Consider the following 22723-nt stretch of genomic DNA (forward strand, 5'->3'; position numbering starts at 1 on the left):
CCGCGTGGGACGATGCCTGTGTGCGAGAACCGCGTGGACTGAACGAACTGACCGAGGTCGACGAGCCGGCGTGGCCGCTGCTCGAAGCGGAGCTGCGGGCGGCGAAGGTGCCCGTCGAGGTCCTGGACGCCGACCCCGCGAACGCGGCCGCCACGCTCCTCCGGACGCAGGTCACCGTCCGCTCGTACCTCGGCGCGGTCGTGTTCCGCACCGGCGGACTGCTCGTCGACGACGGCTGGATCCGGGTGTACGGCAGCCCCGCCGCCCACAACGACCGGCGCCTGCCCGGCCTCGCCCGCGTCAACGGGTACCCCGCCGACCCCGACGCCGACTGGCGCCCCGCCGGCGGGCTCGTCGTCGCGCACGACGTCCTCGGCGGCACCTTCGTCGTCCAGGGCGGCACGGAGGAGGAGACCGGACTGCCCGGCCGTCCCGGCGAGATGGTCTACTTCGCGCCCGACTCCCTGCGCTGGGACGCGATCGGCGCCGGGTACGGCGCCTGGCTGTCGTGGCTGCTCGACGGCGGCACCGAGGAGTTCTACGAAGGCCTCCGCTGGCCCGGCTGGCGCGACGAGGCCCCCTACCTGACCGGCGGCGAGGGGCTCACCCTCTATCCGCCGCTCTGGTCCGCCGAAGCGCACCAGGACCTGGCCGGGACCAGCCGCGCGGTCGTCCCCCTGGGGGAACTGCTGGGCGTCGCCAAGGAGACGAGCCTGCAACTGGACGGGACCGACCCCGGCTTCCTGGGGGAGCCGTAGTCCCCCAGTGCCTGCCTGTCCGGCGGATCAGGGCCGGGTCCGCGGCGCCTGATCCGCCGGACAGGCCCTAGGCGACGCGCCGAGGTGCCGGACGCCAAGGGCGGGCAGGAGTCGAGTCAACGGTCGACCGGCAGTGGACGCGGGGCCTCACCCGTGGATTCCGCGTCGGTGTCGTCGGTGTCGTCGGTGCCGACCGGGCCGCGGGGAAGCATCCGGTCCAGCCACTTCGGCAGCCACCAGTTGGTCCGGCCGAGGAGCGTCATGGTCGCCGGTACCAGCACCATGCGTACGACCGTGGCGTCGATGAAGATCGCGGTGGCCAGGCCGAGCCCGAACATTTTGGCGGAGGGGTCGTCGGCGACGGCGAAGGACAGGAAGACCGCCACCATGATGAGGGCGGCCGAGGTGATGATCCGGGCGGTGCGCGAGACGCCCTCGACGATCGCCGTGCGGTTGTCGCCGGTGCGCAGGTACTCCTCGCGTACGCGGGAGAGGAGGAACACCTCGTAGTCCATCGACAGGCCGAACAGGATGGCGAAGAGGAACATCGGGATGAACGACACGATCGGAACCGTCGCTTCCAGCCCGATGAGCGCGCCTCCCCAGCCCCACTGGAAGACCGCGACCATGATGCCGTAGGCCGCGCCGATGCTCAGCAGATTCAGCAGTACCGCCTTGAGCGGTACGAGTACCGAGCGGAAGACCAGCATCAGCAGCAGGAACGACATCGCCAGCACGGCGGCGACGAACGCCGGCAGTCGTTGGCTGGTGCGTTGGCCCACATCGGACAGGCTCGCGGCGGCGCCGCCGACGTGGGCCCTGGCCGGGCCGTGCCCGATCGCCGTGGGCAGCACGTCGGCGCGCAGCCGGGCGATGGTGTCGGCCGTGGCCTTGTCCTGAGGGCTGGTGGTCGGGAACACCACGAGGGTCGCGATGCCGGTGGCCCGATCGACGTGCGTCGGCGCGACGGATGCGATGCCCGGATCCGCCGCGACCGCCCCGACGAGCCGGTCCAGCACTCCCGGATCACCGGTGGGGTCCGCGGCGATGACGAGGGGACCGTTGGTGCCCGGGCCGAACCCCTCGGCGACGAGGTCGTAGGCCCGGCGCTCGGTACGGCTCTGGGGCAGTGAGCCGTCGTCGGGCAGGCCGACGCGCAGGCCGAGCACGGGCAGCGTCGCGGTCAGCAGCAGCCCCGCCGCGCCGACCGCGTACGGCACCGGGTGCCGGCTGACGTGCCCGATCCAGCGACGCCACCCGGCGGCGTGGGCGGCGCCTGCCGCCGGGTCCCGCCGCCGTGCGAGTCGGCCCGGCTTCCCGGTCTGCAGAGCCCGGCCGATCCGGCCGGCCCGGGCCAGGCGCGGGCCGGCGGCGCCGAGGAAGGCCGGCAGCAGCGTCACCGACGCGACCACCATGATCAGAACGACGATCGAGACGGCGAGCCCGCCCACCGTCATGAACGGCACGTTCGCGACCGCCAGGCCGAGGATCGACACGACGACGGTTCCGCCGGCGAAGACCACCGGCCGCCCCGCCGTGGCCACCGCTCGTCCGGCCGCCTCGTGCGGATCGAGCCCGCGCGCGAGGTACTCCCGGTGTCTGGCGAGCACGAACAGCGCGTAGTCGATGCCCACTCCGAGCCCGACCATGCTGCCCAGGACCGGTGCGAAGGCGGGGACGTCCGTGACCCCCGCCAGTACCGTCATCGTGGCGACCCCGACGGTCAGTCCGAAGAGCGCCATGCCGATCGGCAGCGCGGCGGCGACGAGCGAACCGAACGCCAGGAACAGGATCGCGGCCGCGGCGACGAGGCCGATCAACTCGCTCACGCCGCCGTCGGGGTCGGAGAAGGCGTAGAAGAGGCTCCCGCCCATCTCGACGCGCAGGGGCAGTTCGGCGCGCAGCCGGTCGCCGAGATCGACGAGGGCGTCGAGGTCTTCGGCCGACAGCCGGCTCTGGTCGGGGTACTGCACCCGGACGACCGCGATCCGCCCGTCGGCCGAGACGAGGCCGCCGCGCACGGCGGTGTCCCCGCCCGCGGCGAGCGCCCCCGCCGGGTCGCTCGTGCCGAGCACGTGCGGCAGCCCCTTCACCTCGGTCTGCAGCCGCGTGAGAGCGGTGCGCGCGCCGTCGTGGTCGAAGAACGTCGCAGCGCCGTCGAGAGGGGTGACGACCACTTGGGCGGTCATCCCCTCCTGGCCGGTGCCGGCCCGCTCGATCAGCTCCGCGGCCCGCTGGGAGTCCAGTCCCGGGGCGGTCATCGAATCCGCGCTCCGCCCGCCGAAGGCGATCGCGGCGAGGACGGCGAGCGTGGCGGCGACCAGCCATGCCGCGATCACCCGCCAGGGATGGCGGGCGGCGCTTGCGCCCAGGCGCAACAGGGCTTTCGAGAGCATCGGGTCCTCCAACCACCTCGTCGGCCGTCCTTGTACGGCCGCCGATGCCGAGGCTCCTCGCCACGGCGCTCCGCGGCATCGGCCCGCGGGCCGCGGATCCGTCGGCCCCGGGGCGGAGCGACACCCCGTACTTTCGGCCGATGCGCGGCACGGCGCCGCGCCTAGGCTGAGAACCGTGCTGCGAGACGATGCGCGAACCCTGTGGACCGAACCCCGGCCGCCCGGCGCGCCCGCCCGGGTGTGGCGGGACTGGGCGCTGCTCGCCGTGGGCCTGGGCAGTGTGCTGCTGGAGGCCGTACTGCGCGAGAACGTCGTGTGGCGGCCGGTGGCGGTGGTGTTCGCCGTATGGCTGTGCCTGCTGTCCTTGTGGCGCCGGACCCGCCCACTGGCGATGGTCACGCTGGCGTTCGGCTCGGTGATCCTGCTCCAGGTGGCCTCGCTCGTCGCTGAGCCGCGCGAGCCGGTCGGCCTGGTCACCGGCCTGGTCGTGCTCGTGCTGGTGTACGCGCTGCTCCGGTGGGGATCGGGACGGGAGATCGTCCTCGGCGGTGCGCTGATCCTCGCGGCCTCCACCCTGGCGACCGTCACGGACGACACACCGGTCGTCGAAAAGGTCGCGGGCTTCGTCTTCCTGCTGCTGCCCGGCGTGGTCGGGACTGCCGTGCGGTTCCGCGTGACTGCTCGCGAGCGGCAGCTGGACCAGGTGCGCTCCCGCGAGCGCGAGCAGCTCGCCCGGGAACTGCACGACACGGTGGCCCACCACGTATCGGCCATGGTGATCATCGCCCAGGCGGGCCGGGTGCTCGCGGCCACCGACCCGACCGCCGCCGTCGAGGCGCTGGACGGAGTCGAGGAGGAAGGGGCGCGCACACTGGAGGAAATGCGCGCCATGGTCGCCGCGCTGCGCGACCGCGGGGTCGGCGCCGAGCTGGCGCCCCCCGCCGGAGTCGCGGATCTGGAGCGCCTGGTACGCACCCCGGGCGGCCGCCTCAGAGTGGACCTGGGACTCGACGGCGAGCTGGACGCGCTGCCCCCGGCCGTGGACGCGGCCGTCTACCGCATCGTGCAGGAGTCGGTGACCAACGCGATGCGCCATGCGGTCGACGCGACCGAGCTCGTCGTCCGGGTCGCCGCGGAACGGCATACCGTACGGGTGAGCGTGCGCGACAACGGCCAACGCACCGGCCGGGGCCGCGACGGATACGGACTTACCGGACTGCGCGAACGCGCGACCCTGCTCGGCGGCACACTACGAGCCGGCCCCGGCGCCGACCAGGGCTGGCATGTCGAAGCCGAGCTGCCCAGAGGGAGGACCGAGAACGGTGCCCATCCGCGTCCTCGTCGCTGACGACCAGACCATCATCCGCACCGGGCTGCGGATCATACTGAACGCCCAGCCCGGCATCGAGGTGATCGGCGAGGCCGCCGACGGAGAGGAATCGGTACACCTGGCCCGCGAACTGCGCCCAGACGTCTGCCTGTTCGACATCCGCATGCCCGTGATCGACGGGCTCGAAGCCACCCGGCTGCTCGCCGGCCCGGGCGTCGCCGACCCGCTGGCCGTGGTCGTCATCACCACGTTCGACCTCGACGAGTACGTCTACGGCGCGCTGCGTGCAGGCGCCCGCGGATTCCTCCTCAAGGACACGGGACCGGACCTCCTGGCGCAGGCCGTACGGTCGGCGTCCGACGGTGAGGCGCTCATCGCGCCCAGCGTCACCGTCCGTCTGCTCCAGGCATTCGCGGACCTGCCCGCCGGCCGGCCCGTGGCCCAGCCGGTCTCCCCCGTCACCGCCCGCGAGGAGCAGGTGCTCCTCGCCGTCGCCCGCGGGCTGACCAACACCGAGATCGCCGACGCGCTGCACATCAGCCTCAGCACGGTGAAGACGCATCTGGCCAGCCTGATGGCCAAACTCGGCGCCCGCAACCGGGTCGAGATCGCGATGTGGGCCTACGAAACGCGCCGTATCCTCCCCGGAACCTGAGCTCGATACGCGCCTAGGACCTGGCCGCCGTGGCGAGTGCCTTCTCCCGCAGGGTGCGCAGCGCGGCGAGCTCGTCCGCGTAGCCCGCGCCGAGGGTCTTCTCGGCGTCGGTCTGGGCCGCCGAGACGACGGCGGTGAGGCCGGTGGCGGCCTGGCAGTCCGCGTCCGCTCGGGAGAGCTTCAGCTCGACGCCGGCGACGGCGTGCAGCTCGGCCTGGTCCTGGCCGGCCTGCCTGAGCCGGCGGTCGACCGTCGCCTGGGGATCGCCGAAGGCCTTCGCGGGGGACCCGGCGTCCTTCATGCAGGCGCTCCAGGAGTCCTGTGCGGCGAGGTACCGGCGGTCGGTCCTGACCCTCTGGACGACCGCGTCGCCCAGGACCTGGAAGGTGTTGAAGAGCCTGTAGTACTCCGGTCCGTAGAGGCGGGACATGGCGTCGCTGACGCAGGAGTCCGCCTGGTGGAAGAACTCCCGCTTCATGGGCATGGCCAGGTTCACCCGGTGGGCGGGGGTGCCGAGCAGGGCGTCCTTCCAGCGCGTGTCCGCCGCCTCGGCGGCGTTGACGTCGACCGGCGGCCGCATGGAGAGCGTGGTGCTCGTGATGCCGTAGCCGTCGTTCACCGCCTGCGCGACGGTGAGCAGTCCGTACGGGTTGGTGTCGGCCAGGTGGTTCCCGGTGGGCAGGGGCTGCGGGCGGTAGGTGAACCCGCGCCGCTTCATGCAGGCGGCGACGAGGTCTTCCTCCGCCGCGTGGAGGGCCGTGAGCTGCGGCCCGGGGTAGTGGGTGACGCCCTGGAAGGGGCGGGGTGCGGGGAGCGGCGCGGGGCCGGGTGCGGCGGTGCCGCCGGACGTCGAGCATCCGGCGGCACCGAGACCCAGAAGCAGCGCCACGGCTGCGGTGCGTCTCCTGGAGGTCATCGACTCAGACCGTGCACCACTCGTTGGAGCCGATGGTGCTCAGGTTGTCGCCGATCCGGTTCCAGCCGGTGCCCCGGTACAGGATCCAGCCCTGGCCCTGGTAGTCGGTCTCCTTGTAGAGCACGACGTTGCAGCTGTTGCCGTTGTTGAAGGCCGCGCCGTTCAGGGCGTACTTGAAGTTCGTGTACCCGGTCAGGTCACGGTTGTCCTGGTAGACCGTCTGCACGGCGCCCTGGTAGTCGGCCTGCCAGTACACGCACAGACCACCGCTGGCACAGCCCGCCGGGGCCGCGTTGGCGGCCGGGGCGACGGCCGCCGCGCCGAGGGCGACGCCGGCCGCCATGCCGAGGGCCGCGAGGGATCGCTTGAAGTTCACGAGGTGCTCTCCGTTTCTCCTGGACCGGGTTCCCGGTACGGCACGAAGCTGTCAGGGGCGGTCAACGGAACCTCAAGTGCCGCTCAACGGTCGCTCAACGCAGGGCTGTTGAAGCGCAGGTCCGGGCCGTTCCGAGGGGGGCGCGGCCGGGTTCGCCGGCGCGCCACGCCGTCCGTGGAAACCGGCGACAAACGCGTTCGCGCCGCTGCATCCTGGCCGCCGACACCAAGATCGACGGGGGCGCGCGATGTGGTCAGTGGTCTCGGCAGGGGAGTTGCCGGCACGGGAACGGTTCGACTGGTTCGAGGACCTGGTCACGCGGGAGGTGATGCCCACCGCGCTCAGCGTCGAGCGGCCCGCCGACTTCCAGGCCGAGGCGGCGGTGCTGGACCTCCGGGACGTCCGCGTCGCACGGTTCGCCTTCTCGCCCCTGCGGTCGCGCCGTACGCCCGCGCTGATCCGGCGCGGCGATCCGGAGCAGTACCAGCTGGGGCTGATCAGGCAGGGCGTCACCGTCCTGTCCCAGCACCGGAACGACTGCAGTGCCGGGGCGGGGGACCTGCTCTTCTGGGACACCTCGCGGCCCTCGGCCGCGGACATGCCCACCGCGTCGGGTCCCGTGCGGCTGACCCTGCTGCAACTCCCGCGTGACGTACTGCCGCTGCGGCCCCAGCGGGTCGACCGGCTGCTGGGCAGCCGGATTCCCGGAGGGCACGGGGTCGGGGCGGTCCTCGCCGCTTTCCTCGACTCCCTCGAAGGGCATGCCGGCCAGTGCGCGCCCGACGACCTGCCCCGGCTCGGCTCCGTCGTCGTCGACCTCGTCGCCGCCTGCCTCGCCCAGAACCTCGACGCCGACGACCAGCTCCCCGCCGAGGCGAGGGCACGGGCGCTGATCCAGCGGATCCACGACTTCGTCGAGACCCATCTCGGCGACCCCGACCTCACCCCGGCCGCCGTCGCCGCCGGCCACCACGTCTCCGTACGCACCCTCCACCAGCTCTTCCGGGCGTACGGCGACGGCGAGACCGTCCAGGCCCGCATCCGGCGCCGCCGCCTGGAGCGGTGCCGCGACGACCTCGCCCGCCCCGAACTCCTCGGCCGTCCCGTGCAGGCCGTCGCCGCGCGGTGGGGCTTCAGCGGCCCGGCGGTCTTCAGCCGCACCTTCCGGGCGGCGTACGGCCTCAGCCCCACCGAGTTCCGCGCGCTGAGCGTCAAGGACGTCCGCGCCGAGCGCACAGCGGGACGGGCGGCGCGTTCCTAGGCTCGTGGCTGTCAGCACGTGCTTCGGGAAGGCGGGGGAGGGACGACAATGACCAGGTACGACGGCCAAGGGGTCTGGGACTTCGACGCGTGAGCCCGGAGGCGGGCGGCGCGCGAGCACGGAACGGGGGACGCGTGAGCACGGAGGAAGGGCGCGGCGTGAGCACGGAGCAGCACGGCATCGGCGCCGTCACGGTGGCGACCGGACGTCTCGACCTCGTCCCCCTCGCCGTCGAGCACGCCGGCGAGATGGCCCGGGTCCTCGCCGACCCCGCGCTGCACGCCTTCATCGGGGGCGACCCGCTGTCCGAGCCCGAGCTGCGCGCCCGGTACGAACGGCTGGTCGCGGGGTCACCCGACCCGGCGGTCGTCTGGTGCAACTGGGTCGTACGGCTCCGCGCCGAGGACCGGTTCGCCGGGACCGTGCAGGCGACGGTCACCGACGGCGGGCGGACCGCCGAGGTCGCATGGGTGACGGGGACGGAGTGGCAGGGGCGCGGGATCGCCCGGGAAGCGGCCGAGGCGCTCGTCGGGCTGCTCCTGGAGCGGGGCGTCCGTACGGTCGTCGCCCACGTCCACCCCGACCACGCGGCCTCCGCCGCCGTCGCCCGCGCGGCCGGCCTCGCGCGGACGGACGAGGTGGACGACGGCGAGATCCGGTGGGAGCTGCGCAACGCTCCCTGAGGGGGGCGCGGTCAGGGCCCCGAGGACCGGGCCGCCCGGGACCGCCCGCCGGTGGAGGTGACCGGCCTCAAGGGCAGCGAGGAGCTGTTCGGGATCGAGGCGCTCGGCGGGTCCTGACCAGCCGGGGGCCGACGACCACGCCCAGGAGCAGCAGCGCCGCCAGCGCCCCCGCCGCGAGGCCCGCCCGCAGGCCCGGGGGCCGGAAGGCGCAGGAGAGGTCGGTGCGGCCGTCGTGGAGGGGGACGGCGAGGAGGCCGCCGTACGAGACGGGGCCGGCGCCCTCGCAGTGCCAGCCCGCGATGCGCGGGACCGCGACGACCGCCGTGCCCGTGGAGCCCGGCGGGAAAGTGGCGCGTATGCCGTCCGGGGTGACGTGGATCGGGGTCGCGGCGCGGGCGCGGAGGGCCGTGACCGCCGTGCGGAGGCGTTCGTGGTCCAGGCAGCCGAGCTCGCCGGGGCCCGGCAGGACCGGCTTCAGGCCGGGGACCCGCTGCACGCCGAGGGAGGTGAGGGCGGCGCGGCGTTTCGGGCCGCCGCCGAGGAGGTGGACCGGCGGCCGGTCGCCGAGGCGGGCCGGGCCCGTGGCGTCGGGGGACCAGAGGAAGACCTCCGTGCCGACCCGGCACGCGCCCGCGTGCGGAGCCTCGTACACCCGGGCGCCGAGCAGGAGTTCCTGGTTGCGGAACGGCGACGGGCCGTAGGCCGGGGGCGGGCCCGGCGGCCGTACCGTCACCAGCGGCAGGCGGACGTCCGTACGGACGACGGCGCCGTCCCGCCAGCGCGCGCCCACGCCGAACAGCGCGTCGGTCACCGGGTTGTCCAGGCTCTGCAGGTTCCGGCCGCGCGAGGTCCAGCCGCCGCCCAGGGCGGCCAGGGTCTCCGTCAGGACGGCGGGGGTGTGGCTGCTGTAGTAGGCGGCGCCCTGGCCGCCCAGGAGCAGCGGGTCGTTGCCCGCGACGCGCGGGAGGCCGGAGTCGGTGCGGTACGCGGGCCAGCCGTCGGCCGCCGCCAGGGCCGCCGCCCGCCGCTCGTGCCCGGGGCCCCACGGCGGATAGTCGTCGAGCCGGACGAGCCGCTCCCGGTCCGCGTACGCCGTCGTGGCCGCCGCCTGGCCCAGCAGGGTGCCGGTCACGAGGAGCGCGGCGAGGAGCCCGTACCGGCCCCGGCGGGGCAGCAGGAGCGCGCCCGCGACCGCCGCCAGACCCGCGCCCGCGAGGAGCAGCGACCAGGAGGTGACGAGAGGGCTCGGCAGCGCCCCCGCCGTGAGCGCGAGGACCACCGCCGCCCCACCGAGGAGCGCGCGCCGGTCCGGGAGGCCGTGGGCGAGACCCGTCCAGGCGGCGAGGACGAGGACCCCGGACAGGACGAAGGTCTGGCGGTACGGGCTGCCGTTCGGGGTGGCGAACACGTGCCAGACGAGATGGGTCGGGCCCCACTGCATCGACAGGGCCACCGCCGCGCACAGGGCTCCCCACGCCCACCGCTCCCGGCCCGGCGCGTCCCGGCGGAAGAGCAGCGCTGCGGCGAGCAGCGGCACCGCCGTGCACACGAAGGCCGCGGGGGTCGCGAAGCCGTACGTCACCGGGAGCAGGCGGGCCAGCACGTCCGTGCCGTCCGCCGCGACGAAGTCCCGGACGACACCCGGGTGGGCGTGCCGGGAGCCCAGGAAGACGGGCACGAGGACGGGGGCGGCGAGGCCGATCCCCAGCCCGGTCGTGAGCGCCGCCCGGCCGAGGGTCCGCACCCGCGGGGAGTCCGTCACCGCGAGGCGGACGAGGAGGACGAGGCCCGCGCCCAGGGTCGCCATGTAGGCCGTGTAGAAGTTCGCGAACCAGCAGGCGGCCACCACCAGGGGGCCGAGGAGGGGGCGGCGGGCCTCCCGGCTCCACTCGCCGACCAGGCAGAGCAGCGGGAAGGCGATCAGGCCGTCCAGCCACATCGGGTTGTACGTGCCCTCGGCGAGCGACCATCCGCACAGCGCGTACGAGGCGCCGAGGACGGACGCCCACCACCAGGCGCCCGGCCCGAGGCGGCGCAGCAGGAACGCCATCGCGGCCGCCGCGGTCGCCGTCTTCAGGACGGTGATCGCGTACACCGCGTACTCGATGTCGGCGCGCGGGAACAGCGCCACCAGCGGGGCGAAGGGGCTCGACAGGTAGGTGCCGTAGTCGGGGAGGAAGCTCGTGCCCCAGCCCGCCTGCCAGTCGAGCAGCGGCCCGCCGTCCGCCCGGCCGTGCAGGAGGTCCCACAGGTGTGCGTGGAACGGCACGAACTGGTTGGCGAGGTCGTTGACGGCCCGGTGGCGCGGGCCGAAGGGGAAGACCCGGGCGACCGCGTCCCCGCCGCAGACGGCGACGGCGGCGAGGAGGGCGGCGAGCGGGCAGGGGCGCTTGGCGTTCGGCATGACAGGTCGAATATGTCAGCGTCCCCGGCGGAAGAGCCGGGGTCGGAGGGCCAGTTCACGCGATGGTCGTCTGCAGGCCACGCACGTGGACCGGCCGGGACACCGCGGTCCGTTGTCGTGGTCCGTGTGCTGCTCTCGATCGTCGTCCCGTGCTTCAACGAGGAGGACGTCCTCGCCCGCTTCCACGACCACGTGACCGTCGAACTCGCCAGACTGGAAGGCGAGTTCGAGATCGTGTACGTGGACGACGGAAGCCGGGACGGGACCCTCCCGCTCCTCCGGGAGCTCGCAGCGGGCGATCCGCGCCGGGTCCGTTACGTCTCCTTCAGCCGCAACTTCGGCAAGGAGGCCGCGATGCTCGCCGGCCTCCGTCACGCGGCCGGCGACGCCGTCGTGATCATGGACGCCGACCTCCAGCACCCACCCGAGCTGGTGCACCGCATGGTCGCCCTCCACGCGGAGGGGTACGACCAGGTCGTCGCCCGCCGCACCCGCGACGGCGACCGCGTCACCCGGACCCTGACCGCCCGCCTCTACTACCGGGCGATCAACCGGCTCGTCGACGTCGAGCTGGTCGACGGCGTCGGCGACTTCCGGCTGCTGTCCCGCCGAACCGTCGACGCGGTCCTCGACCTCGGCGAGTACAACCGCTTCAGCAAGGGGCTGTTCTCCTGGGTCGGCTTCCGCACCACGACCTTCGCGTACGAGAACGCCGTCCGCGAGCAGGGCCGCTCCAAGTGGACCTTCGGCAAGCTCCTCAACTACGGGCTCGACGGCCTCCTCTCCTTCAACAACAAGCCGCTCAGGGCAGCCGTCCACCTCGGGCTCCTCCTCCTCGTCGTCGCCCTCGGCTACGCGGCCTGGATCGTCGGCGACGCCCTCGCCCACGGCGTCGACACCCCCGGCTACGTCACCCTGCTCGTCGCCGTCACCGCCCTCGCCGGCGTCCAGATGGTCATGGTCGGACTGATCGGCGAGTACGTCGGCCGCATCTACTACGAGGTGAAGCGAAGGCCGCACTACCTCCTGAAGGAGACGAGCGGCGACGGGGAACCGGCCGACACCCGGGTGACGGGTGAGTCGTTGTGGGAAACAGTCGCACCGAAGTAGTGGCTCCGGCCCCGGCGACTCCCTACCATCGATCACCGCAAGGTCGTTCAACGTGACGCACGACCAGCCCGGGAGGCTCCTTTGCACCGCCGCACTGCGCTCACCGTCTCCGCCGCGCTCCTCGCCGCGGCCCCACTGCTCACCGCCTGCGGCAGTGACGCCCACCCAGGAGCGGCGGCCGTCGTCGGCGGCGAACGGATCGAGGTCTCCAGCCTCCAGGCGCAGGTGAAGGACGTGCGCGCCGCGCAGGCCTCCTCCGAGCAGTCCGCCGAACTGCTCAAGGCCACCGGCGACCTCGGCCGGCAGAAGCTCAACGCCATGATCATCGACCGGATCATCGAGAAGGTCGCCCGGGACAACGGCGTCACCGCCAGCCGCGCCGAGATCCAGCAGACCCGCACCGCCTACACCCGCGAGAACGGCGGCGAGGAGCGGTTCGAGGCCATCCTGCTCCAGCAGCGGGGCGTGGCGCCCGACCAGATCGACGACTTCGTCCGCCACGAGGTCCTCATGCTCAAGATCGCCGACAAGCTGGGCTTCACCGACACCGCCGAGGGCCAGAAGAAGCGGACCGAGGTCTACTCGGCCGCCTCCAAGGCCCTCGCCATCGACGTGAACCCGCGCTACGGCGCCTGGGACTCCGAGCGCGGCGGGCTGACCGCCGCCACCACGCCCTGGCTCCGGAAGATCAGCCAGGACCCGGCCGTCCAGGCCGGCGCCTGACGTTAGGTAGGTTCGAGGGGTGACTTCTGAGAGCCCCGGCCGCATCGTCCTGCTCACCGCCAGCCACCGCGTGGCGCCCGGAATCCTCTCCTGGCCCGCCTGGCAGGCGCTGCACGGTGCCGACCGGGTGCTCTGCCCCGACGAGGACCACCCCCAGCTGCCGTACCTGCGGGAGGCCGGCGTCGCCGTCGAGCACGTCCGGCCGACCGCCGAGGAGCTCGTGGCGGCCTGCGCCGGGGGCCGGACGGTCCTGCTGCTGCCGTCCGGCGAGGGCGACCGCGCGCTCACCGACGGCCTCGCCCGGCTGGCCGGCTCCGGCCGCCACGCGATGCCCGACCTGGAGCTGCTGCCCGGCTCGTACGACCTGCCCGGCGCCCGCCTCCTCGACCTCGTGCAGATCATGGACCGCATCCGGCGGGCCTGCCCGTGGTCCTCGCAGCAGACCCACAAGGGGCTCGCCAAGTACGGCATCGAGGAGGCGTACGAACTCGTCGAGGCGATCGAGGACGGCGACCGGGACGAACTGCGCGAGGAGCTCGGCGACGTCCTCCTCCAGGTCGTCTTCCACGCCCGGATCGCCGAGGAGGACCCGGAGGAGCCGTTCTCCGTGGACGACGTCGCCGCGACGCTCGTCGAGAAGCTGATCCACCGCCACCCGCACGTCTTCGGGGACGCGACCGCCGAGACGCCCGAGGAGGTCAAGGCGCACTGGCTGCGCACCAAGGCGATCGAGAAGCAGCGCGAGTCCGTCACCGACGGCGTCCCCCTCGGCCAGCCGGGCCTCGCGCTCGCCGCCAAGCTGGCGAGCCGGGTGCGGACGGCCGGCCTCGCCGTGGAGCTCCCGGCGGGCGAGGGCATCGGGTACGAGCTGCTCGCCCTCGCCGCCCGGGCCGAGGCGTCCGGCGTCGACCCGGAGGCCGCGCTGCGGGCGGCGGCGCGGACGTACCGCGAGGCGATCCGCGCGGCCGAGGGGCTGTGACCGGGTCGCCGCGCCGCCGGAGGCCGAGCGCGGCCGAGGGGCTGTGACGGGGGCGACGGCGCCGCCGGAAGCCGGGTGCCGCCGAGGCGCCGGGCGTGACGGCCCTGATGCTGCTGTTCTTCGGGTGGGAGGCCGCGAGTAGGGGCACCCCCGGGTGGCTGCGGATCGACTTCGCGCTGCTCACGCTGCTGATGGCCGTGGAACCGGCGCGGTTCGCCGTGTGGCGCCGGCGCACGCGCGCCCTGCGCTGAGGCCCGGTTTCAGAGGTCGCGAGGGGCGCGGGCGTCCGGGTTGTGCCAGAGGGGGGCGGGCGGGCCCAGGAGGCGTTCGGCGGCGGTGTTGGGGCGGGTGGTGAAGCGGCCCACGGACGGCAGGGTGTCGTGGTGGGTGCGGGCCGGGTCGGTGCCGAGCTCTTCCAGCACCTCGGAGACCTCGGTCACGAAGGCGGGCGGGCCGGCGAGGTACACGTCGTGGGCCGGCCAGTGGACGCAGGCCCGCAGGGCCTGGAGCAGCCGCTCGGTCGCCTGGTCGCGGCGCTGGCGGGGTGCGGCCGCGATGTAGGTGACGCTCAGTCCGGGGAGGCGTTCCTTGAGGAGTTCGGCCTCCCCGCGCGCGTAGAGGTACTCCTTGGCGCGGGCCACGACGAACAGCCGGCCTTCGAGTTCCGGCTCGCCGACGGCGGCCTCCTCCAGGAGGGCCTTCACCGGCGCCCAGCCCGTACCGGCGCATATGTAGGTGCGCAGCCCGCCCGGCGCCGTCCGGGCGGTGAGGCCGCCGCCGGGGGCGCTGAGCCGCAGGACCTCGCCGGGGCCGGTCTCCGTGACGAGCGCCGTGCTCATCGCGCCGCCGGGGATGCGGCTCACGTGCAGGTCGACCGTGCCGTCCGGGCGGGGCGCGTTGCCGAGGGAGTAGGTGCGCCAGACGCGGGGGACGCGCAGCGAGCTGACGCTGACGTACTGGCCGGGCAGGTACGGGAGGGGCCGGCGGGGGCGGAGGGTGAGGACGGCCAGGTCGTCGCCGTACCGCTCGTGGCGGACGACGTCCGCGTCCCACCAGGACGGCTCGCCGGCCGCGGCCGCCTCGTCGGCGCCGGCCAGCATCAGCTCGGAGACCAGGCCGTACGCCTCGGACCAGGCCTTCTCGGCGTCCACCGTCCAGGCGGAACCGGCGGCGTGCGCGAAGGCGGCGAGGAGGCTCTCGCCGACGGCGGCGTACAGCGCGGGCGAGGCGAGGAACTTGCGGTGGTCGCGGCCCAGCTGCCCCAGGTAGGGACCGAGGCCGGGGTCCTCCAGGTGCGTCACCACGTGGGTGAGCGCGGCGAAGAGCCGGTCGCGCTGCGGGAGCATGTCCTGGGGGAACAGCTCGCGCACACCTGGGTTGTTCCAGAACAGGTGCGAATAGAAGAAGGTGACGGCTTGTTCGGCCCGTCTCTCGACGACGGCGAACGTAGCTCTGAGCAGCTGGGGATCCACTGGCAAGAATCTAGGGCACGACCTGTACCCCTTGATCACAGGTTCTCCACGAAAGTTCCTTCCCGGGGTCGCCCTGTACGGTCGTGCCGTGAGTACGCCCCCCGGCCCCGCCCCCGCCCCCGAGCTCTTCACCTGGGAGTTCGCCAGCGATCCGTACCCCGCCTACGCCTGGCTGCGGGAGCACGCGCCCGTGCACCGGACGACGCTGCCCAGCGGGGTCGAGGCCTGGCTCGTGACCCGGTACGCCGACGCCCGGCAGGCCCTCGCCGACCAGCGGCTCTCCAAGAACCCGGCGCACCACGACGAGTCCCCGCACGCGAAGGGGAAGACGGGCATCCCGGGCGAGCGCAAGGCCGAGCTGATGACCCACCTGCTGAACATCGACCCGCCGGACCACACCCGGCTGCGGCGGCTGGTGTCGAAGGCCTTCACCCCGCGCCGGGTCGCCGAGTTCGCGCCGCGCGTGCAGGAGCTGACCGACCGGCTCATCGACTCGTTCGCGGAGAAGGGGTCGGCCGACCTCATCCACGAGTTCGCGTTCCCGCTGCCCATCTACGCGATCTGCGACCTGCTCGGCGTCCCGCCGGAGGACCAGGACGACTTCCGGGACTGGGCGGGGATGATGATCCGCCACGGCGGCGGGCCGCGCGGCGGGGTCGCGCGGTCGGTGAAGAAGATGCGCGGCTACCTGGCGGAGCTGATCCACCGCAAGCGCGAGGAGTCCGGCGAGGACCTCATCTCGGGGCTCATCAAGGCCTCCGACCACGGCGAGCACCTCACCGAGAACGAGGCCGCCGCCATGGCCTTCATCATTCTCTTCGCCGGCTTCGAGACCACCGTGAACCTCATCGGCAACGGGGTCTACCAGCTGCTGCGGCACCCCGGGCAGCGCGAGCGGCTCCAGGGCTCGATCGCGGCGGGGGAGACGGGGCTCCTGGAGACGGGAGTGGAGGAACTGCTGCGGTTCGACGGGCCGGTGGAGATGGCGACCTGGCGGTACGCGACCCGGGCGCTGACCATCGGCGGGCAGGAGATCCCGGCGGGCGACCCGGTGCTCGTCGTGCTCGCCGCCGCGAACCGGGACCCGGAGCGTTTCACGGGGCCGGACGTGCTGGACCTCGCCCGGCGCGACAACCAGCACCTGGGGTACGGGCACGGCATCCACTACTGCCTGGGCGCGCCGCTCGCCCGGCTGGAGGGGCAGACCGCGCTGGCGACCCTGCTGACGCGCCTGCCGGACCTGCGACTTGCCGTCGATCCGGACGAACTCCGGTGGCGCGGTGGGCTCATCATGCGGGGATTGCGCACGCTTCCGGTGGAATTCACCCCTTCCGTACCCCCACAGTGAACTGACGGATCGTCAAAATTGTGATCTTCGCGTGATCGGGGGTCCATCGACTTGTGACGAGCGTTCGAATAGGGCTACCTTCGCCGCAGTCTTCAGCCGTCACGCGAAAGGCGCTTCTATGCGTTCCGGGAACGGACGACACCGTCGCCCCCGTCAGGCCCCCGCCCTCGTCGTCGCCGCCGGTGTCACCGGCTCCGCCATGGCGCTGCCGCTGCTCGCCACGGGATCCGCCTCCGCCGCCGACGCCTCCACCTGGGACCGGGTCGCCGAGTGCGAGTCCGGCGGTCAGTGGAGCGCCAACTTCGGCAACGGGATGTACGGCGGGCTCCAGTTCACCCAGGACAGCTGGGAGCGGAACGGCGGCCTGGCGTACGCGCCCAGCCCCGACCTCGCCAGCCGCGCCCAGCAGATCGCGGTGGCCGAGAAGGCCCTTGCCAAGGGCAGCACCGAGTGGGCCACCTGCGCGCCGATCGCCGGCCTGACGAACGACGGCAAGAGCACCGGCGTCGACCCGGGCCCGACGGCCGTGCCGACGACCCCCACGGGGCCCGTCGCCGAGTCGAACCGGACCGACGGCCTGCCGTCGGCCTCCGCGGGCGCCTTCCGGCCCGCCGGGACGCCGGGAACGGCCACGGCCGCCCCGAGGTCCACGGCGCCCGCCACGCCCTCCGCGCCGGAGACCCCGGACGCCTCCGTCACCCCGGGCACGCCCACCACGCCGGGTACGCCGACGACCCCCGGCGCGCCCGACACGTCCGTTACGCCTGGTGTGCCCGTTTCTCCCGGGGCGACCGAGGGTGACGGGCCGTCGGCCACACCCGGCTCCGGCAAGCACCGGGGCGAGGCCGCTCCGGAGGAAACCGGCAAGCCGGGCAATTCATCGGAATCGGGTCGACACGCGTCGTCCACGGACAAGCCGGTCGACAGCTCCACCGTGACGCCGTCGACTGATGGCGCAAAGGATTCGGGCACAACGGACAGTCAGGGCACTTCGGACGAGTACACCGTGCAGCCCGGCGACAGCCTGTCCGACATCGCGCAGTCGAACGAACTGCCCGGAGGCTGGACGGCGCTCTACGACGCCAACAGACAGACGGTGGGCGCCGATCCGAACCTGATCCTGCCTGGTCAGAGCCTTGAACTGACGGCGGATCCGACGACCGCGGCCGGGTAGTTCGGGGCTGTATGTCCGGTTACGGGCAAGTGAGACATGGGTCTCTTCGCCTCAACTGGCGTGTCCTGTCCGTAACCTTTGCCTCCGTCACCTCTCACCTGCGCAAACGCCCCCCACCGGAGGGCAAGTAGGGGCGATATTTCCGCAATGGGCCTCTTTGAACTTCCGGTGGGTCTGTGTCTACGGTCTTAACCGCTCGCCACCGCGGGCCCCGTCGACCGAAACGCCGAATCCTGCCGTCGGTCGATGGGAACAGTCGTCGCGTAAGCGCCGAAGGCAGGAGTGGGGGACCCAAGGTAAGTGCCGGTCCCGGCCGTTGAGACAGACGGCCGACGACCGGCTTGGGGTGAAGCCGCGTGCAAGGACACGCGGCCGGGCAACTTTCCGGCCCGAACCCGACAGCTCACCTCACAGGCGTCGGTGAGGAGAATCTCCATGCTGTTTTCCGGTAAGGGCAAACACCGTCGTCCCTCCAAGGCCACCCAGGTCGCCACGCTCGTCGGCGTCACCGGTGTCGCCGTCGCCGCCCCGCTGATGACCGCGGGCACCGCGTCGGCCGCCACGGCCTCCGAGTGGGACCGCGTCGCCCAGTGCGAGTCCGGCGGCAACTGGTCCATCAACACCGGCAACGGCTACTACGGCGGCCTGCAGTTCTCGGCCTCCACCTGGGCCGCGTACGGCGGCACCGCCTACGCCCCGACCGCCAACCAGGCGTCGAAGTCCCAGCAGATCACCATCGCCGAGAAGGTCCTCGCGGGCCAGGGCAAGGGCGCGTGGCCGAGCTGCGGCGTGGGCCTCTCCAACACCGCCTACACCGGCGGCACCGAGGCTCCCAAGCGCACGGCCACCGAGCCGACCACCCGCAGCGAGCAGCGCCAGGCCCCGAAGAAGGCCACGGCCACGAAGAAGGCCACCTCCGCCAAGAAGGCCACGGCCCAGAAGACCGTCACCACCCCGGCCGGCGCGAAGGTCAAGAAGGGTGACGGCGAGTACCGCGTCAAGGCCGGCGACACGCTCGGCACCATCGCCCAGGCGCACGGCGTCCAGGGTGGCTGGGAGACGCTCTACGACCTGAACAAGGACGTCGTCGCCGACGCCGACCTCATCTACGTCGGCCAGCAGCTCCACCTCAAGTGAGCCTGACGACCCTCCCGCGGTGACCACCCCGCTCCGGCGCGCCCTCCCCCGTGCGCGCCGGAGCGGGGTTCGTCGTAGAGAGGTCCCGCCCCGCGGAGCCCGTAGAAGGGGCACCCAGCGGTTACTGTCCAGTAGATCTGGGGCCATTCATCCCGAGATGCATGCCCTTGGGTCCTTTTTCGTCCCAGGGTGCGGGCGCCCGGCCGGTCTGAGCCCCCGGGGCGGTTAGGCTCTTGTCGCAAGGCCAAGCGACCTGCATCGACCTTGCGTCACATCCAGCGTCACATCCCAGAAGGAGATGCTCGTGCCGTCCATCGACGTCGTCGTAGCCCGGGAAATCCTGGACTCCCGAGGCAACCCCACGGTCGAGGTCGAGGTCGGCCTCGACGACGGCAGCACCGGCCGTGCTGCTGTTCCGTCCGGCGCCTCCACCGGTGCCTTCGAGGCCATCGAGCTCCGCGACGGTGACCCGAACCGCTACCTCGGCAAGGGTGTCGAGAAGGCCGTCCTCGCCGTCATCGAGCAGATCGGCCCGGAGCTCGTCGGCTACGACGCCACCGAGCAGCGCCTCATCGACCAGGCCATGTTCGACCTGGACGCCACGGAGAACAAGGGTTCGCTCGGCGCCAACGCCATCCTCGGCGTCTCCCTCGCCGTCGCGCACGCCGCCTCCGAGGCCAGCGACCTCCCGCTCTTCCGCTACCTCGGCGGCCCGAACGCGCACCTGCTGCCCGTTCCGATGATGAACATCCTCAACGGTGGGTCGCACGCCGACTCCAACGTGGACATCCAGGAGTTCATGATCGCCCCGATCGGCGCGGAGTCCTTCTCCGAGGCCCTTCGCTGGGGTGCGGAGATCTACCACACGCTCAAGGGCGTGCTGAAGCGCAAGGGCCTCTCCACCGGCCTCGGCGACGAGGGCGGCTTCGCCCCGAACCTCGAGTCGAACCGCGCCGCCCTCGACCTCATCGTCGAGGCCATCAAGGAGGCCGGCTACACCCCGGGCTCCGACGTCGCGCTCGCGCTCGACGTCGCCGCGTCCGAGTTCTACAAGGACGGCAAGTACGAGTTCGAGGGCAAGTCCCGCTCGGCCGCCGAGATGACCGAGTACTACGAGGAGCTCGTCTCCGCGTACCCGATGGTCTCCATCGAGGACCCGCTGTTCGAGGACGACTGGGCCGGCTGGAAGGTCCTCACCGACAAGCTGGGCACCAAGGTCCAGATCGTCGGCGACGACCTCTTCGTCACCAACCCGGAGCGCCTCGCCCGCGGCATCGAGGAGGGCACCGCGAACGCCCTCCTGGTCAAGGTCAACCAGATCGGCTCGCTGACCGAGACCCTGGACGCCGTCGAGCTCGCCCAGCGCAACGGCTTCAAGTGCATGATGTCCCACCGCTCCGGCGAGACCGAGGACGTCACCATCGCCGACCTCGCCGTCGCCGTGAACTGCGGCCAGATCAAGACCGGCGCCCCGGCCCGCTCGGACCGCGTCGCCAAGTACAACCAGCTGCTGCGCATCGAGGAGATCCTCGACGACGCCGCGGTCTACGCCGGCCGCAGCGCCTTCCCGCGCTTCAAGGGCTGACGAGACCCCAGGGGCTGACACCGGCCCCGCAGGGCAGCTTCCGGGCTTTGCATCCGGAGAATTGAACAGGGAGCAAAGGCGTAGCGAAGCGAAGCGTCCCCGCACTCGGTCCCGTACCGTGTGCGGGGACGTACGCATGAACAGGGGAGGCGACAGGCATGGCCGCGAAGGACCGGGACCGGTTCTCGACCGCGACCCGGATCAGGCTGCTCGGCGAGCAGACCGCCGCCCGTGTCTACCGCTCCCAGACCCGCCGTCAGGCCCGCCGCTCCCGGCTCACCGGCCGCGCGGCCTTCCTCGCCCTCGTCGTCTGCTCCCTCGTCGTGGCCCTCGCCTATCCCATGCGGAGCTACGTCTCCCAGCAGGGCGAGATCGCCGATCAGGAGCGCAAGGCCGCCGAGGCCGCCCGACGGGTCGAGGAACTCCGGGACGAGAAGGCCCGCCTCCAGGACCCGGCCTACGTCCGCCGCCTCGCCCGCGAGCACCTGCACTACGTGCTGCCCGGCGAGACCGGCTTCACCGTGAACGACCCCGACGCGGAGCAGCGGCCCCGCGCCGACCAGGGAGCGGCGGACCGCCCCTGGTACGACAACCTCTGGGACGGCGTCGACCACGCCGACCGTCCCTGACCCCTCCTCCGCGACACGAGCAAGGCAGACATGGAAACGCCCCCTCCGCAGACCGAACGCACCGAGCCCACCGAGCGGGACATCGCCGCCTTCGAGCTCCAGCTCGGCCGGCCGCCCCGCGGCCTGCGCGCCATCGCGCACCACTGCCCGTGCGGCAACCCGGACGTCGTCGAGACCGCGCCCCGGCTCCCCGACGGCACCCCGTTCCCGACGACGTACTACCTGACCTGCCCCCGGGCGGCCTCGGCCATCGGCACCCTGGAGGCCAACGGGGTCATGAAGGAGATGCAGGCCCGGCTCGCCACCGACCCGGAGCTCGCCGCCGCCTACCGGGCCGCGCACGAGGACTACATCGCCCGCCGGGACGCCATCGAGGTCCTGGAGGGCTTCCCCAGCGCCGGCGGCATGCCGGACCGGGTCAAGTGCCTGCACGTCCTCGTCGGTCACTCGCTGGCCGCGGGACCGGGCGTGAACCCGTTCGGCGACGAGGCCCTCGCGATGCTGCCCGAGTGGTGGGCCAAGGGCCCCTGCGTGACCCCGTGTGCCGACAAGGACGAGAAGGAGTCGGCGGAATGACCCGGGTCGCCGGAATCGACTGCGGTACGAACTCCATCCGCCTCCTCGTCGCCGACGTCGACCCGGCGACGGGCGACCTCGTCGAGCTGGACCGGCGGATGAAGGTCGTCCGGCTCGGGCAGGGCGTCGACAAGACGGGCCGACTCGCCCCGGAGGCCCTGGAGCGCACCTTCGCGGCCTGCCGCGAGTACGCCGAGGTCATCAGGGGACTGGGTGCCGAGCGGCTCCGCTTCGTCGCCACCTCCGCCTCCCGCGACGCCGAGAACCGCCACGAGTTCGTGAACGGAGTCGTGGAGATCCTGGGCGTGGAGCCCGAGGTGATCACCGGAGACCAGGAGGCCGCGTTCTCCTTCACCGGCGCGACCGGAGAGCTGCACGGCTCGGAGAAGTACCTCGTCTTCGACCTCGGGGGCGGCTCCACCGAGTTCGTCCTCGGCAACAAGACGGTCGAGGCCGCCCGCTCGGTCGACATCGGCTGCGTCCGGCTCACGGAGCGGCACGTCCGCCACGACCCGCCGACCGCCGAGGAGGTCGAGGCGATCCGCGCCGACGTGCGGGCCGCGCTCGACCTGGCCGCCGAGACCGTGCCGATCGACACGGCCGAGGTCCTCGTCGGGCTCGCCGGCACCGTCACCACGGTCGCCGGGATCGTGCACGGGCACACCGAGTACGACTCGGCGAAGATCCACCACGCCCGGATCTCCGCCGAGCAGATCGCCGAGGTGACCGACCGGCTCCTCGCCTCCACCCACGACGAGCGGGCCGCGATCCCCGTCATGCACCCCGGTCGCGTCGACGTGATCATCGCCGGGACCCTCGTCCTGAGGGAGATCGTCGAGCGCGTCGGAGCCCACGAGGTCGTCGTCAGCGAGCACGACATCCTCGATGGGATCGCCCTATCCGTCGCATAGCGGGCACCTATCGAGCCTTCCGGTGACATCTCGTCGGGAAAGTTCGTGAAGTTCTTCACAAGGAAAAGGGTCCTGATGGCGCCCGAGGGGGGTCTTTAGCCCCTCCGAGGGGCGCCTCGGGGCCCTTTCGCAGGTCCGGGGGCTACTTCGCTCGCTGTTTCCATCGTGTGAACGCACCCGGTGGTTCAGCGTTAACGGGCCCTCTCCAGGCCAGTTCACAAGGGGTGAACAACGTTCGCCCTTGCACCTCGGTTCCTTTGCAGCACCATGACATGGATCACGTGGGCGGCGGAGTGTAGC

General features: G+C 72.7%; 21 protein-coding genes and 1 riboswitch. Of the genes, 16 read left to right on the forward strand and 5 right to left on the reverse strand.

From position 1 onward, the window contains the following. Positions 1 to 20 precede the first annotated feature (20 nt). Positions 21 to 758, forward strand: coding sequence for a DUF2625 domain-containing protein (locus OO54_RS08410; RefSeq protein WP_033202188.1), 738 nt, complete (start codon positions 21 to 23; stop codon positions 756 to 758). Positions 759 to 874: 116 nt separating this feature from the next. On the opposite strand, the gene OO54_RS08415 is transcribed toward OO54_RS08410, so the two are convergent. Then, on the reverse strand, positions 875 to 3154 hold the full coding sequence (locus OO54_RS08415; protein ID WP_033202279.1) for an MMPL family transporter: 2280 nt from the start codon (positions 3152 to 3154) through the stop codon (positions 875 to 877). A gap of 175 nt (positions 3155 to 3329) precedes the next feature. On the opposite strand from OO54_RS08415, the gene OO54_RS08420 reads away from it, so the two are divergent. Beyond that, the gene (locus OO54_RS08420) at positions 3330 to 4502 is read left to right on the forward strand and encodes a sensor histidine kinase (RefSeq protein ID WP_033202189.1); all 1173 of its coding nucleotides are present in this window, start codon (positions 3330 to 3332) and stop codon (positions 4500 to 4502) included. Continuing rightward, on the forward strand, positions 4477 to 5139 hold the full coding sequence (locus OO54_RS08425) for a response regulator (RefSeq protein ID WP_033202190.1): 663 nt from the start codon (positions 4477 to 4479) through the stop codon (positions 5137 to 5139). Before OO54_RS08420 ends, OO54_RS08425 begins: the two co-directional genes overlap by 26 nt. A gap of 13 nt (positions 5140 to 5152) precedes the next feature. Here the strand turns inward: OO54_RS08425 and OO54_RS08430 are convergent, their stop codons facing one another. After that, entirely contained in the window at positions 5153 to 6055 is a 903-nt protein-coding gene (locus tag OO54_RS08430; protein ID WP_033202191.1) for a hypothetical protein, read from the reverse strand. A gap of 4 nt (positions 6056 to 6059) precedes the next feature. Continuing rightward, positions 6060 to 6431: a peptidase inhibitor family I36 protein gene (locus OO54_RS08435; RefSeq protein WP_033202192.1), complete on the reverse strand. Its 372-nt coding sequence runs from the start codon at positions 6429 to 6431 to the stop codon at positions 6060 to 6062. Between the two features lie 247 nt (positions 6432 to 6678). On the opposite strand from OO54_RS08435, the gene OO54_RS08440 reads away from it, so the two are divergent. Both OO54_RS08440 and OO54_RS08445 read left to right on the forward strand, forming a co-directional pair. Beyond that, positions 6679 to 7692 (forward strand): AraC family transcriptional regulator, encoded by a 1014-nt coding sequence (locus tag OO54_RS08440; protein WP_033202193.1) that lies wholly within the window; start codon positions 6679 to 6681, stop codon positions 7690 to 7692. Between the two features lie 158 nt (positions 7693 to 7850). Continuing rightward, entirely contained in the window at positions 7851 to 8375 is a 525-nt protein-coding gene (locus tag OO54_RS08445; protein ID WP_051786797.1) for a GNAT family N-acetyltransferase, read from the forward strand. A gap of 67 nt (positions 8376 to 8442) precedes the next feature. On the opposite strand, the gene OO54_RS08450 is transcribed toward OO54_RS08445, so the two are convergent. Next, the gene (locus tag OO54_RS08450) at positions 8443 to 10779 is read right to left on the reverse strand and encodes a YfhO family protein (protein ID WP_033202194.1); all 2337 of its coding nucleotides are present in this window, start codon (positions 10777 to 10779) and stop codon (positions 8443 to 8445) included. A 126-nt stretch (positions 10780 to 10905) separates the two neighbouring features. Between OO54_RS08450 and OO54_RS08455 the strand changes: the two genes are divergently transcribed. From OO54_RS08455 to OO54_RS45755, 4 genes are all read left to right on the forward strand, one after another. Further along, complete coding sequence (locus tag OO54_RS08455; RefSeq protein WP_033202281.1) at positions 10906 to 11889, forward strand: glycosyltransferase family 2 protein; 984 nt, start codon at positions 10906 to 10908, stop codon at positions 11887 to 11889. Between the two features lie 81 nt (positions 11890 to 11970). After that, positions 11971 to 12612, forward strand: coding sequence for a SurA N-terminal domain-containing protein (locus tag OO54_RS08460; RefSeq protein WP_033202195.1), 642 nt, complete (start codon positions 11971 to 11973; stop codon positions 12610 to 12612). A 19-nt stretch (positions 12613 to 12631) separates the two neighbouring features. Beyond that, positions 12632 to 13591, forward strand: coding sequence for a nucleoside triphosphate pyrophosphohydrolase (locus tag OO54_RS08465; RefSeq protein ID WP_033202196.1), 960 nt, complete (start codon positions 12632 to 12634; stop codon positions 13589 to 13591). A gap of 95 nt (positions 13592 to 13686) precedes the next feature. Beyond that, entirely contained in the window at positions 13687 to 13842 is a 156-nt protein-coding gene (locus OO54_RS45755) for a hypothetical protein (protein ID WP_157856440.1), read from the forward strand. Positions 13843 to 13851: 9 nt separating this feature from the next. Here OO54_RS45755 and OO54_RS08470 read toward each other — a convergent pair whose 3' ends face one another. After that, positions 13852 to 15063 (reverse strand): globin domain-containing protein, encoded by a 1212-nt coding sequence (locus OO54_RS08470; RefSeq protein WP_051786791.1) that lies wholly within the window; start codon positions 15061 to 15063, stop codon positions 13852 to 13854. An 88-nt stretch (positions 15064 to 15151) separates the two neighbouring features. On the opposite strand from OO54_RS08470, the gene OO54_RS08475 reads away from it, so the two are divergent. The 7 genes from OO54_RS08475 to OO54_RS08505 all read left to right on the forward strand — a co-directional run bounded on the left by OO54_RS08475 (position 15152) and on the right by OO54_RS08505 (position 22423). Then, positions 15152 to 16411 (forward strand): cytochrome P450 family protein, encoded by a 1260-nt coding sequence (locus OO54_RS08475; RefSeq protein ID WP_051786792.1) that lies wholly within the window; start codon positions 15152 to 15154, stop codon positions 16409 to 16411. 118 nt (positions 16412 to 16529) lie between these two features. Continuing rightward, positions 16530 to 17585: a LysM peptidoglycan-binding domain-containing protein gene (locus tag OO54_RS08480; RefSeq protein ID WP_033202197.1), complete on the forward strand. Its 1056-nt coding sequence runs from the start codon at positions 16530 to 16532 to the stop codon at positions 17583 to 17585. A gap of 258 nt (positions 17586 to 17843) precedes the next feature. Further along, positions 17844 to 18017, forward strand: a riboswitch (cyclic di-AMP (ydaO/yuaA leader). A gap of 3 nt (positions 18018 to 18020) precedes the next feature. Then, positions 18021 to 18722, forward strand: a complete 702-nt coding sequence (locus OO54_RS08485; RefSeq protein ID WP_033202198.1) for a LysM peptidoglycan-binding domain-containing protein — start codon at positions 18021 to 18023, stop codon at positions 18720 to 18722. Between the two features lie 298 nt (positions 18723 to 19020). Further along, complete coding sequence (eno, locus tag OO54_RS08490) at positions 19021 to 20307, forward strand: phosphopyruvate hydratase (protein WP_033202199.1); 1287 nt, start codon at positions 19021 to 19023, stop codon at positions 20305 to 20307. 158 nt (positions 20308 to 20465) lie between these two features. Continuing rightward, the gene (locus tag OO54_RS08495) at positions 20466 to 20936 is read left to right on the forward strand and encodes an FtsB family cell division protein (RefSeq protein WP_017241203.1); all 471 of its coding nucleotides are present in this window, start codon (positions 20466 to 20468) and stop codon (positions 20934 to 20936) included. A gap of 30 nt (positions 20937 to 20966) precedes the next feature. Further along, positions 20967 to 21512, forward strand: a complete 546-nt coding sequence (locus tag OO54_RS08500; protein ID WP_033202200.1) for a DUF501 domain-containing protein — start codon at positions 20967 to 20969, stop codon at positions 21510 to 21512. Continuing rightward, positions 21509 to 22423: a Ppx/GppA phosphatase family protein gene (locus OO54_RS08505; protein WP_033202201.1), complete on the forward strand. Its 915-nt coding sequence runs from the start codon at positions 21509 to 21511 to the stop codon at positions 22421 to 22423. Before OO54_RS08500 ends, OO54_RS08505 begins: the two co-directional genes overlap by 4 nt. Positions 22424 to 22723: the final 300 nt, after the last annotated feature.

This window comes from Streptomyces wedmorensis, assembly GCF_000716445.1.
Classification (GTDB): Bacteria; Actinomycetota; Actinomycetes; order Streptomycetales; family Streptomycetaceae; genus Streptomyces; species Streptomyces wedmorensis.